The organism is Endozoicomonas ascidiicola, assembly GCF_001646945.1.
Lineage (GTDB): Bacteria > Pseudomonadota > Gammaproteobacteria > Pseudomonadales > Endozoicomonadaceae > Endozoicomonas > Endozoicomonas ascidiicola.
This window is the reverse complement of sequence record NZ_LUTV01000008.1, coordinates 234766-248028: the sequence shown is the minus strand read 5'-3', so window position 1 is coordinate 248028 and position 13263 is coordinate 234766. Positions and strand designations below refer to the sequence as shown.

6 protein-coding genes and 2 pseudogenes are annotated in these 13263 nt (G+C 47.8%); 3 read left to right on the top strand and 5 right to left on the bottom strand.

Going from position 1 to position 13263, the window contains the following annotated elements; genetic code table 11:
- The first annotated feature begins 186 nt into the window (after positions 1–186).
- Positions 187–1419 (top strand): annotated as a pseudogene (locus AKL11_RS21515) (ISL3 family transposase).
- A gap of 431 nt (positions 1420–1850) precedes the next feature.
- On the opposite strand, the gene AKL11_RS21510 reads toward AKL11_RS21515, so the two are convergent.
- Entirely contained in the window at positions 1851–2279 is a 429-nt protein-coding gene (locus AKL11_RS21510) for an acyl-CoA thioesterase (protein WP_067521827.1), read from the bottom strand.
- 194 nt (positions 2280–2473) lie between these two features.
- Here AKL11_RS21510 and AKL11_RS21505 point away from each other — a divergent pair, with 194 nt between their 5' ends.
- Positions 2474–4117 (top strand): hypothetical protein, encoded by a 1644-nt coding sequence (locus AKL11_RS21505; RefSeq protein WP_067521825.1) that lies wholly within the window; start codon positions 2474–2476, stop codon positions 4115–4117.
- A 132-nt stretch (positions 4118–4249) separates the two neighbouring features.
- On the opposite strand, the gene AKL11_RS21500 is transcribed toward AKL11_RS21505, so the two are convergent.
- On the bottom strand, positions 4250–5878 hold the full coding sequence (locus tag AKL11_RS21500; RefSeq protein ID WP_157673706.1) for an AarF/UbiB family protein: 1629 nt from the start codon (positions 5876–5878) through the stop codon (positions 4250–4252).
- Between the two features lie 752 nt (positions 5879–6630).
- Here AKL11_RS21500 and AKL11_RS21495 point away from each other — a divergent pair.
- Positions 6631–7986, top strand: a pseudogene (locus AKL11_RS21495) (IS1182 family transposase); the annotation flags it as partial.
- Between the two features lie 190 nt (positions 7987–8176).
- On the opposite strand, the gene AKL11_RS21490 reads toward AKL11_RS21495, so the two are convergent.
- From AKL11_RS21490 to AKL11_RS21480, 3 genes are all read right to left on the bottom strand, one after another.
- Positions 8177–10522: a diguanylate cyclase gene (locus AKL11_RS21490; protein ID WP_172807354.1), complete on the bottom strand. Its 2346-nt coding sequence runs from the start codon at positions 10520–10522 to the stop codon at positions 8177–8179.
- Between the two features lie 169 nt (positions 10523–10691).
- Entirely contained in the window at positions 10692–11681 is a 990-nt protein-coding gene (locus AKL11_RS21485; RefSeq protein WP_067521816.1) for an alpha-L-glutamate ligase-like protein, read from the bottom strand.
- Between the two features lie 34 nt (positions 11682–11715).
- Positions 11716–13263, bottom strand: coding sequence for an inactive transglutaminase family protein (locus AKL11_RS21480; RefSeq protein ID WP_067521814.1), 1548 nt, complete (start codon positions 13261–13263; stop codon positions 11716–11718).

The following is a 13263-nucleotide window of genomic DNA, read 5'->3' as shown; positions in this document are numbered from 1 at the left end:
GAACTGGGTGTAATTAAAAGTGTTCCCGATGTGGTGAAAATTCAAATTTCATCAGCTGTTACCCCGCATGAATACTCGGTATCAAAAATAGAAAATTCACAAAATTACGGCTCTTTTGAAAAATGAGTGGGTAAGTGTATATTTGCCCACCTTCTTTTTTGTTGCAGAACCTGCCATAAATCACCCATGAAAGACCTGTTTCAGACAGCCCTGGGCATCACCTCTCCCTGGTACATTGAGTCCCTGAATTTCGATGCAGATCAATCGCGTCTGGACATATTCATTAACTTTCAACGAGGAACCACATTCAAAGACCCAGAAGACCCTGCAGGCAAGGAATACAAAGCATACGACACTGTAAGAAAAGAGTGGCGGCATATGAATTTCTTCCAACACGAGTGCTATCTGCATGCCCGTGTTCCACGAGTTAAAAGAGGCGATAACAAGCCTCGCCTGATTTCTCCGCCCTGGAGTGGAAAGCTGAATGGCTTCACTCTTCTGTTCGAAGCCTTCCTACTTCAGATGTGTCGTTCAATGCCGGTGCATCATGTCAGCAAGTTGACCGGGGCCTCTGATTACCGACTGTGGTCACTGCTGGAGCTTTACGTCACTACAGCGCGGGCTGAAGAAGACTACAGCCAACTCCACACCATTGGCATGGATGAAACGTCATCTGCCCTGGGGCACGATTACATAACCTTGTTCGTCGATCTTGAAGAAAGACGWACTGTATTTGTCACCGATGGCAAAGGCAGCGAAACGGTCAAGGCATTTACGACMGATCTGGAAGAACACAATGGTAAGGCGGAGAACATCAAGCAGGTTAGCTGCGACATGTCGCCAGCCTTTATCAAAGGCGTACGGGAACAACTGCCCGAAGCCAGTRTCACCTTTGACAAGTTTCATATCGTCAAGATTATCAACGAGGCAGTAAACAGCGTGCGCAAAGAAGAGGCGAAAACTAACCCGTTATTGGTTGGCGCACGCTATGCGCTTCTGAAAAACGAAAGTAATCTGACAGCAAAACAGAAAGCGAAACGAGATGAACTCTCTATGCCCGGACTTAACCTGAAGTCGGTGCGAGCCTTACAAATAAGGGAAACCTTTCAGTAAATCTATACGGCACCTAGCAAAGAGGAGTTTGAGGCAAGGCTAAACAAGTGGTACTTCTGGGCTACCCACAGCCGACTGGAGCCCATGGTAAAAGCTGCAAAGACCATCAAACGACACTGGGATGGTGTTCTGAACTGGAAAGAAAGCCAGATCAATAATGGTCTACTGGAAGGTTTGAATTCAGTGATACAGGCAGCCAAGCGAAAAGCCCGAGGTTACAAGAAACCACACTTCAAAGTCATGGTTCATTTACTGACAGGTAAGCTGGATTTTACCAGAGTGAACAATGCCTGCTTACCCACTTGAAATTCAAAAGAGCCAAAATTACAGACTGTTGAACACTTTTAATTACACCCCTAGGAACTTACGCGATAGTGAGTTGGCAATTGATAGCTATTTATTGGGCTCAATTATGAGCAGCGTTAGTTCACCAATGTATAGTGATTTGCCTGCTGCTCAGGTGAGCACTCCCGAAGTAACGGAGAGCTCATATTCACCTTTCTCCGGTCTATATCCTGAAAATCGTGAAGTGATAAGACAGCTTTATAGCAGGACAGGAGGTGAGTTTAGGCAATATCCTTTCTTGGAATTTGACTAGATGTTTATTTAAGACACTCGATGAGAGTTAAGAGTGTTGTTTAATGATGTAGTGAGCAGTGCTTGTGTGCGTGTCGCCTTCTTTGTTGCAATGCTCTGTGAGTAAAACGACCAAGCAAAGAAGGCTGTGAGGCAGGTGTCTATTGGCTCTCTATAGAGTTGATGGCTTCTTTCACATCATCACTGAGGATAGCTTTGGTGCCGGTTTTGAAGTTGAACATCACGGCGGTCGCTTTACCCGTGGTGGTGACCTTGCCCAGTTTTTTGCTGACAATCCGGTATTCCATGGTCAGGCGGTCATCCTGAATGTCTGAGACTCGAGAACCAATCAACAGGGTGTCCGGATGAGTGACCGGGATTTTGAAGAAACATTCCGCATGGCTAAGTACGGGACCAATGCCGGTTTTTTTGGCTTTTTCCATCAATTCAAGACGATTAAAGTAATCCAGCCTGGCGGATTCAAAATAACGGAAATAGATCACGTTGTTTACGTGCTGCAAGGCATCCATTTCACCCCAGGCTACTGGCACTTCGGTGATGACCGGAAAATCTTCTAATAACGCTTCCATCGTGACTGCTTCCTCAATTTTTTATTATCAAGCGGTTGTTATCAAACCTTTGAACCTTAAAGGGAAATTACCGGTTAGACAAATGGTTTAGTGGAAACTATTTTGATCTATTGCTGTCAAAACAAGCGGGTAGTTTATCAGTGGTGTTGGATATGATGTTGGAGATCAGGCCGTGCGCGAGGTTAGCGGCGAAAATGGCAAGCGCCTTACTGGCAAAAGCTCTACTGACAGAAGCCCTGCGTAAGCAAAGCCGGAACGCTATTGTGGGTGGTGTATTGGTCTGTTTGTCCGGTATTGCTCTGGGGTATCCCGATGCGGATCGGCAGGGAGAAGTGTATCCGGAGCTTCAGGATGTTCATCGTATTGCTCAGTTTCAAGGCATCAACACTCAGGACGAAACCCTTCGCTGGCAGGTGAATGAGCCTAATTTGATCCAGTGGTTGCTGGCGCCCTGGGATGCGCAAAAAGTGAATGAGGCGCTCTCTTTATATAAAGAAGAGTACGGTTCAATCGCAGATACTGCCGTTAAGGTTGCTTCTATTGCCCGTGATCATTTTGATGCGTCAGGCCATCAGATAACGGAGGCTGAGCTTGAGCGTCTTTTGACGTTTGTGGAATCCAGCGGTTATCTTCAACAGTTTGATCCGCGTGCCAGAGCCATCACGGTAATGGATACTGATGGCCAGTTTTTCCCAAGTGATGTGTTTGTCACGAATAATCTGTCTAACGGCTCGAATGTGGCGGCGAGCCAGAAGACATCCAGCACTCTGATTGCAAGAAATACCCCTGTTATCGTGCTTGGACAGCTGACGCCTGTGTCTTCTCCCGGGCTTGATGCCGCAGAAGATAGCTGGGTTGCTCTGTGGCGGCCGGAGTTTGGATTGAAGTTTGTTAAATCCCGACATATTGCACTGGTTGGCGATGATTTGGTGAACAAACTTCAGTCCGGCTCCGGTGATGATGACCTGTCTGGTCAGCTCAAGTTAACCACCACCACGCGGATTAAAGCAGCAGGTGAGTTTCATCGACTGCCTTTGGGCGTTCCTGTTTTCTATCAGAACGGTGAGTATTTAATGGCTGCTCGCAGCGGGATAGAGGCAGTTTTCCAGCAAACGTCTGCAGGTGCTGTTCGACTGTTTAATGCTCAGCTGATGCCAGTTGGCCTTGCTACTGATCCGTCTGGCAGCTTGGATGATCAAATTCCCAATGTGCCCATGATGCTGAATTATAAAAATTATCTGAACCAGATCAGTAATGTATTGCTGAAGTATCCTGCAGGCTATGTTTCTCCAGCAGAAAATGAAAACCGATACTTTGCTTTTGGTGAAGGCACTGTCGGGCCGGATGGTGAGAGAGGGATGGATGCTTCAACCTTTGCCCTGAAGGTAGTTCAGCCATTTGGCAAATGGTTACCGAGATATTCTGTTCATCAAGTGCAGGAAGGCGTTGAAAACCGTCTGCTTGTAACCACAAACCATGGCAATACAGAAGAGAACTTTCAGGCGATGTTGAACCATTGCTCCGTGGGTAATTTTGCCTCTGTGGGCGCTGGCAATAATATGGCTTGCCTTGGTAGTGTCACTCTGGAACAGCTTGGACAGATAAGCCCTCAGGCAAAAGCCGATGCATTGGCAACAGGGGGAATGATGGAAAGCGATCGGGTACCACTGGTTGCTTTGAGTGCGGTTGGTCTGACTCATCGGGAAGGTGATGGTGTTATCTGGTACATTACCGGCAAAGCGGCGATCTTTCCTGTTTTCAAGTCAGGCTACCTGAGCAGTTTTGTGCGTGATGGGCGATCGCTGTCAATTTACAGCTATTTTCAACTTGTCCCCTAGCTATAGAGGTTGTCGCAAAACCCCAAACATTTCGTTCCCATGCTCCGCGTGGGAATGCATACCCTTGAATTTCAATGAGTTAGAAGTATGGGTTCCCACGCAAAGCATGGGAATCAAGGCTTTTGCGACACCCTAACGACAGTCATAAAATAGATCATCGGGCTCCTCTGCTTTATCAGTTGAGCCTTTGTCTTTAAAGAGACGTGCTTGAGGGATATTGATCGACGCTGGCTCGGTATCTAACTGCGCGAATAGCTTAAGCAGGTTGTTTGTTCTGTGGGAGAGTTCAGGGTGCTCTCCCTCGAGTAGATCGACGTCGTCTTTCCGCTTCAAATCATTAAAGCAGTTAATAAGATTTCCCAGGCATTTATTTAGAGCCACCACTTCTGGTCTCAATGAGAATTCATACTTTGCCATTAACTCGTTGAAAAGTTGCTGCCAGGAAAACTCATCTCTAACTGGAACTTTTTCACTCCATTCATCCCAGAACCACTGTGCTTCTGAGTGTGTCAGGCGCAACAAAATATGAGTGCTTATGTTGGTAAGCTCTTCGGACGTTAAGGGTTGTTGGTCAGCCTTTAAAAAAAGTGCTTCAGCGAATTGCTGTATTTGACTCAATGTCTCTTTATAGGTGCTTCCTAGGGTGTCATATTTGAAAATCAATAAAAATTGTTTCGCAAGTTGAGTGTCATCGAGTAGGTTGCGCAAAGTATCCGGCAGGATAAAGGCATCTCCAAAATCAATCAGGCAGAGTTTGTCATTGCAGTGAATGCCGTTACCGGGGTGTATATCACCATGAACCAACCCGGTGGAGCAGGCAATCTCTAACCAGATATCGAGCAACTTCAGCGTTAGCCCTCGTGCTGCAGGTCGATCGGATTGCATCAACTCAGCAATACTATTCCCTTCAATAAACTCCATAACCAGAACGTCGCGGTTGCTTAGTTCATGTATGACTTTGGGAATCATCACTTCATTGCTGAGGCCCAGGTTATCAACCGCTTGCTGAAAATAGGCAGCATATCGAGTTTCAATCTCTAAATTTGCTTCGGTAGTGATACTGGATATTTTGGCTTTTAGTTGTCGAATCAAAGGTTCTTTCTTATCAGGGGATAATTGGCCAATGACTTTGCTCAGTAATTGCGATAGCGGATGCTGATGTTTTTTTATGTCATCAATTAAATGAGGTCTGACGACTTTTACGGCAACGATCTGCCCACTGGTAAGAGTCGCTTTGTGAACCTGCGCCACGGAGCCTGTTTTAATAGGCGTTGGATCAAAATGTGTGAAGGTGCTATCCCAATTTTCATTGTGATGGTTCAGTGCGGAGGTGACCGCTTTTTGAATGTCCGAAAAGGGAATAGGTGGATTGTTTTCGAGAGTGGGTTTTAGTGTGTTACGCAATGACACAGGTACTTCTGAAGACAGTGCCAGCACCTGAGCGATTTTTATGCCCAGCGGACCAGACTTGACCAGGGTATCAGCAAGATTGTTTTCTGTGTTGAAGCCGAGCCAGGTTTTTGCTTCCAAATATCGCATGTGGAATATGGCATTCATATGTAGCTGAAAAGATTCAGCGATATGGCCTGGCACTTGAATCGCACTGGCACACATATTCGAAACTTGGCTGAAAAACGTCTGAAAGGTTTCGTGTTCTGAAGTGGCTGCATTTTCTTCAAGCGCCATTTGCTGGCCTAACTGGTGACCCAGAGTCAGTCGCTCTTGTTCCTTGTTATCGAGAATGCGATGTTGGATAGTCACCAGCGGTTCTAATTGTTTCAGTCTGGGTTCTGACTCTAGATCTCTGCATAAAAAAGAAAATTTGCCCCCTTGTAGACCTGTACTGCGGAGTGGTTGGGAAAACATGAATTCGCTCTTCAAGTCTTTGCCCATACCTTCAGGGAGGTAATCCTGACACCGCTCAATCAATAGTTGCTTCTGGCTTAGGTACCTGGATATTGCCTCAGGTTTCGTTGGTAAGGTTGGTACATGTGCTTTCGATGCTGCGATTTGTGGTCTTTCTGAAGGGTTATATAACTTAATCAGTCGCGTGCAAATGGTTTTAAATAAAGATGGCTTTTGTGTTGCGCGAATATGTCGGGTGAAGTCTACCTTCGGGGAAGGGCGCCTGAATTGCCGGCTGGCTGAGTTGAGTTTGTGAAGAACTCTATCATTTGCAGACCCATGTTGTTGATTCCGTGGTCTAGTGTGTGAATTGCTACTGATCTTGCCCATGTTTAACGGCTCGATAAACGCTATAAGATCATTAGTTGACCGTACGAACAGCGTAAAGTTCAAATCATAGGTTTGATGTTGTGGCTGGTGCAGTGTGTCGAATGAGGCTGTTGAACAAGGACTGTGCTTGCCAATACTGCGTTATTAATAGCTGAAAATGTTCATTTACAGTATAAAAATTGCATTTATTAGTTTTGTCTTGATTGAGCTAGGAGCCTGTCGGACTTAGAACAACTTTTGAGTATAATACCCGCAAGATCGTAAAAGACAGCCAGCCAATGAACAAATGGACTTTCAGACCCATTGACCGAGACATCCCTGACTTTTTTCCTGCCACTGTTCAGGATTATCTGCCAGAGGTGCATCTTGCTCGCTTTGTTGTAGAGGTGGTTGAGCAGCTAGACCTCACACCTTTGATCAGCGCCTATAAAGGAAGGGGCTCTAAAGCCTGGCATCCATCCCTCATGCTGTCGTTATTGTTCTATGGATATGCAACAGGTGTCTTCTCCAGTCGCAAACTGGAGAAAGCAACTTATGACTCCATCGCCTTTCGATATATCTGCGCCAACGAGCATCCGGATCACGACAGTATCAACACCTTTCGCCAGCGCTTCCGTAAAGAAATCAGTGAACTTTTTGTTCAGATATTGTTGATTGCGCAACAGGCAGAATGGTTGAAGCTGGGAACCATCAGCCTCGATGGAACCAAGATGAAGGCCAATGCCAGCAAACACAAGGCGCTCAGTTACAAGCACGCATGCAGGCTCGAAAAGCAGCTCAAGGCCGAAGTTGAAGAGCTCCTCAGGATGGCTGAAAAAGCAGATACTGAAAAATTGCCAGACGAATTATCCATTCCTGATGAGCTGAAACGCAGGGAAGATCGCCTCAAGGTGATTGCCGATGCCAAGGCAGAAATTGAGAGACGAGCTGAAGAGCGCTATCAGCAAGAACTGGCAGAATATCAGGAAAAAGTTGCCCGTCGTGATGCGATCAGAGATACGGAAAAAAAGCCACGGGGCAAAGAACCGAAAGCCCCAACGCCGGGTCCCAGGGACAAAGATCAAGTCAACCTGACAGATCCGGAGTCTCGCATAATGCCAACGTCTGCTAACGGTTTTGTACAGGCTTATAATGCGCAGGCCGCAGTAGATAACGACAGTGGTCTTATTGTTGAAAATCATATTACTCAGGCGACCAATGACAAACAACAGGTAGCGCCTGCCCTCGAAGAACTGGCCTCTCGTGCAGAGCAGATTGGCAAGCCCAGCGCGATTCTTGCCGACACGGGCTACTTCAGTCAGGGCAATGTGTCTGCTGTGGATAAGTTTGGAGCTATCCCTTACATTGCAGAAAAGAAGGATGCCCATAACAAACCTTTACTGGAGCGCTTTAAGCCCGATGAGCCGATGCCCGCAGGCGATGATGTTACCGCACTGGAGTTGATGCGTTGGCGATTGCAAACCAGGGAAGGACGGGCGGTGTATGCATTGAGAAAAAGCACCATTGAGCCAACGTTTGGGATACAGAAGGAAGTGATGGGATACCGTCAATTTCTGGTCCGTGGTCTTGAAGCAGTGTCTGCTGAATGGGATCTTCTGTGCATGGGTTTTAACCTGAAGCGGATGTTTACGCTGATGCTGAAAGATCTTCAGGAAAGTATCATTTTTATGCAGTTTATTTCAGCTTACAGGTTATTTGTCGCATGCATTTGGATATTTGGGCAAAAGAGACTGACGACATAAACAGCACTTCCAGACTGGATTCTGTGATTTTTGACTTTATTGCGGCCCATCTCCGGTTTTTACTTTCAAGTCCGACAGCCTCCTAGCTACCTTTTACGACAGCCTCTCCATGGGGCAGTCGAACATCCGTCAACTCAGCGCTGATGGCGGTTTTGTTTTTTCCTTTTTCTTTGGCTCGATACATTGCCTTATCAGCATCTGCCATCAGTTTTTCCAGAGAGTCGACGGTGCTGCTCATGGCGGCGACGCCAATACTGATGGTGATGGGTTGCTGGTTGTCTGGTCCACAGAGCTTGGCATTCATAACGGCATAACGAATTCGCTCTGCTACCCGAAATGCCTGCCAGGGTTCGGTATTTGGCAACAGGGCGACAAACTCTTCGCCGCCAAAGCGCCCCAGAATATCCTGCTGGCGTAAGGCTTTTTTACAAAGGCTGGCGGTATTTTTCAAAATCAGGTCGCCGGTGTTGTGCCCCAGCTGGTCGTTAAATTGCTTGAAGTTATCAATGTCCATGAACAGTGCGCAGCACGGCTCTGGATTATGACTGGTTCGTTGGCGATGAATCACGTTTTCTGATTCTTCACAGAAGGCTCTTCGATTCAGCAGGCCGGTTAATGAGTCAAGACTGGCCTGTTGTTGCCAGAATAACGACTGACGATTGGATTGCACCAGCGTGGCGGCGTGGCTGCTGATATCACAGGCGGTTTGCCATGTATTGGCATTCCGGTGTTGTCGCATGGGAATCAGCGCCAGAATGATTTTCTGACTGGGCTCAATACTCAAGGGGAACAACCAGAAAATGGTACCGAATCGATCTTTGAAATTGATTCGTGTGCCTGATCCCGATGCAATTACACTCATCAGATCATTTTCAATGTCCGGTAATTGCTTGCGAAGATTGGCGGCGATATTAAGGTGATTGCCTTCAACCTGCCATTGATCCCCTTGATGTTGCAGCATAATGGCCGGAATTTCTGGAATCACGGTTTCACAGGTGGCCAGAATGCGCTGGGTAATTTCAGACTCTGGCATGGGGGCATCCAGAGTCTGGAGGTGTTGGCGAAGAGCCGATTCAAAAACCCGACGCTTACTGCTGGTGGGCGCTACGGCATTGATAGCAACGCTGTGCTGTAGATTGTGGTAATGCCCGTACCAATAGAACAGTGGCAGTAACGCACCGTGCAGTGAAAGGAAAAAGACTTCATTAAAGGTGGGCATGCTTCTGGGCCACATTTCAGTAGACCAGGACCAACTCAGAAATCCCAGTAAAATAAGGGATGCCGGAAACGCTAATCGTGCCGGTCGGATGTTGTTATAGAGACAATAACCACTGGTAATTACTACCAGAGCCAGGCTCAACAAGAGGCTGGTGGCCGCTACTGTGAGTATTGGGTCTGCCACTGGGTCGGAAGCGGTAATGGCATAAACGACAATGGCAAAGCCCATGGCGGTCAGTGACAATACCAGTCGATCGACGTTGACGCTATACACTGGCAACAGAGTCAGAGAACGATAGCAGGCGATGGCAGTGACGATCACACCGGTGGTGACCAGCATTAACCAGTGGCCGGGGTTTCCCAGCCAGGTGACATTACGAAAAATATCGCCATCCCACATCAGCAGCATTAGAGTCGATGCCAGCATATGGCTGATCAGCAAATACATGGCGCGGGTTCTGTTGTGCATGGTCAGGCCAAACAGAAACACCAACGCCACGATCAACAGCGTAATAGCAGAGCTGATGGCGGCATCTTGATTGCTGAGAGTATCAAAATAGGCCATCGCAGGCCAGAGCTCTGGTAACAGCTGATTCGGTGTTACCTTATTGTGACGCAGGTAAAATGTGCTGGTTTGTCCTGGCGCTGTGTTGAGCTCCAGAGTGTTTTGTTTGATGCCGTTGCGGCTACTGTCCAGCCCCATGGCAACAAGACGATAGCCGCCGTTTGCAGGTGCAAAAACATCCAGTTTGCTGTGGGGGACCTGTCGGAATACCAATAGCCAGTCGTCTGTAGAAAAGCTCGGTTGTGTGACATCCAGTTGATACCAGTCTGCACGGCTCTGATGCTGGGGGGCAGTACTGAGAAAAATAGCTTTTGGGGCATCAATAGGATTTAATTCGACAGGTATGGCACCTTCACCGTTGAGCACTATTGGCTGGGCATGTATTGCGGTGGAATGCAGTAAAAAACAGGAAAAAAAGGTCAGCAACAGAGAATGTATCCAGCGGCGTTTGATAGGCCGTGGAATATGGTCAGCAAGATAGTGGCTGGTTGTCCTTAACACAGAGCCGGTTTCCTTATAGTGATCTACTGATAAGTAGTTACCCGGCGATGAGCAGACAGACCTTGAGCCATAAGGCTGGGCTGCGCTTCTGAACGACCATGTAATACTAACTAATGCTAGCTTTCCTTGCTGTGAAGTTTGCACCCGAGCCTCCTTCCTGGAGTGTTGGAGCAAACCTCATTTTTACACAGTCTTTAGAGTTCTGTGAAGTACAGAACCCTGAAGTACGTGAAAATTAGTGATCACTACGCTGATTATGCCTGATTTGGCCTAATTTTTTAGAGTGTTGGTTGTAAGTTTCTTTTTCGGTGTTTCAATCTGCACCGAAATATTGCTGTGAAAAAGCGACTCGCTCGTCAATAGAAATATCGTGTTTGCGCAGGGCTTCAATGGCTTTCAATCTTGGCTCAATGCCCTGACCGTTGGCGATTTGAATGGCGAGCCCGGGGCGGGCGTTCAGTTCAAGGATTAACGGGCCAAGATTCTGGTCAAGCACCAAATCGACACCAAGATAGCCAAGGCCGGTCATTTCAAAACAGTTGGCAGACAGCTGCAGTATTTTCTGCCAGTGAGGCACGTTCAGTTTGCTGAAGTCATGACCTGTGTCCGGATGATTCTGAACCGGGCGATTATGCTGAACCGTGCGCAGAGGTTTACCGGTGGCGATGTCCAGACCAACGCCTACGGCACCCTGGTGGAGGTTGGCTTTGCCATCGGAGGCGCGGGTGGCTAAGCGCATCATGGCCATCACCGGAAAGCCCCGGAAAACAATGATGCGAATATCCGGCACACCTTCAAAGCTGTAATTACTGAAGATAGGGTCCGCAACAATCAGGCTTTCAATCACCGCCACATCGGTTTTGCCGCCAAGACTGTAAAGACCACCCAGAATGTTGGACACATCCCGGCTGACAGCATCAAACGATAAACTTTCACCGCTGGCTTTGACATAACGATCGCCGTCACGACTGGTGATGACCAAAATGCCTTTACCGCCACTGCCTTTGGCAGGCTTGATAACGAACTGTTCCAGAGGCTCCAGAATGTCTTTTAATTTGCGGATATCCGATTGGTACTCGATCACACCGATGAGTTTGGGAACATCAACCCCGGATTTTTCCGCCATGCGTTTGGTGGTGAGTTTGTCATCCACCAGGGGCAGCAAACTCCTTGGGTTATATCTGGAAATATAGTTCAGGTTTCGGGCATTCATACTGAGAATACCCGCTGTTTCCAATTGTGCCGGGGTGCAGATGGACAGCTTTGCCAGCAGCGTTTGCAGGTAGGAGCTGAAATTACTCATGGCGTGCACTTTCCATGACTTCTCATAACGTAAGTCACCTTGACTGATGATTTTTTATTGAGTGAACCAATGGATAAAAGCGTTTCAACTCCAGTAACCGGTATCCGGTGTATTGACCGAGCAGCAGAACAAGGCCCAACAGGGTTAACATCAGCTCTGGGAAGTTAAACGTCAACTGCTCAACAATAGGATTGGACATTAACAGATAGCTCATGGTGGCAACCAGTAGACTGCCGCCGCCTTCCGTGACTACGTGTTTGGGACCTTCTTCTTCCCAGAGAATGGACATCCGTTCGATGGTCCAGGCCAAGATGATCATGGGGAAGAAGGTCACCGTCAGCGCCTGGGTAATGCCCAGTTTCCAGCTGAGGATGCTCATGGCCGCCATGATCAGAATAACCACGATAATGACCGCCCCCAGCCGCGCGACCAACAACATATTCTGTTGGCTGAGGAACGAGCGAATCCATAAACCAATGGAGACGAGCGAGATAAATATGGTTAATCCTGGCAACAGCTGTGTTTGCAGAAAAGCCATGGCAATCAGAACCGGCATAAAGGTACCGGAGGTTTTGAGGCCAACAATGATGCGCATCACCAGCACAACGAGCACGCCAATCGGGATCAGTAGAATGATTTTAAAGGCGTTTTGAACTTCAAGCGGCAGGGTGTAAATAGAGAAATCAATCAGTGCTGCGCCGTCCTGTTTCGCTTCTGTGATGGCCAGCTCGCGGGTCGGGACATTACGGGAAATCATGGAAAAAGTAACATCGGAGCCAACACCACCCATCACATCCAACAGGGATTTGGCGCCCCGTTGCCACAGGAAAAAGTCTTCCGGTGTGCCACGCTTGGCGGTTCTTGGGTTGAACAGATGCCATTGATTGCCGTCGTATACTTCGATCATATCAACAATAGGCTGTCTTCGTCGTCCATCTTCCAGATGAAGGCCGCGCACGATGCGGGCAGGAATCTCACTCATATTGAGCAAATTAACCAGCAGTTTAGGCAGTGATGTGCCTTCTTCTGTCATGCCCAATAACATGTTGGTGTTTTGGCTGGGCTCTTTGGCAATAAAGTGGTTGATGAGTGTGCCGGCAAAGCTGGAAGGGTCAGAAGAGTGTTCTTTTACCTGCTTCAATAAACTCAAGGCTGCGGTTTGATAGGGTTCTGGCAGTACCGGAGGAATGACGGCTTCCGGTTCATCATGGATCTTTTTGTCATAGTCCGGCTCCAGATGAAGCTTTACTTTATAAAATAAATCCTGTCGACCGTCCGCCTGACGAATACTCCAGACGGCTCGCTGCTGGCCACCTTCATCAATTTGGTTGATGCCATAACCGGGAGAGGCAAAGGATTCATCAAGAATGCGCAGACCGGATTGCTGGTCTGGCAATGTCAGGCTGGCTTGTGCCGGTTCGTCTTCAGCTTTAAACGTTACCCATGCCTCAATGCTCCACACCTTGGACACATCGTGGCTGAACAGGGGAAACCCAAGGGCAAAATGTTTGTACATTGCCAGCCCGAGGCCGGCAACAATGAGCAGGGCAATCATAAGACCCAGCTGAAAACGACCATTCAT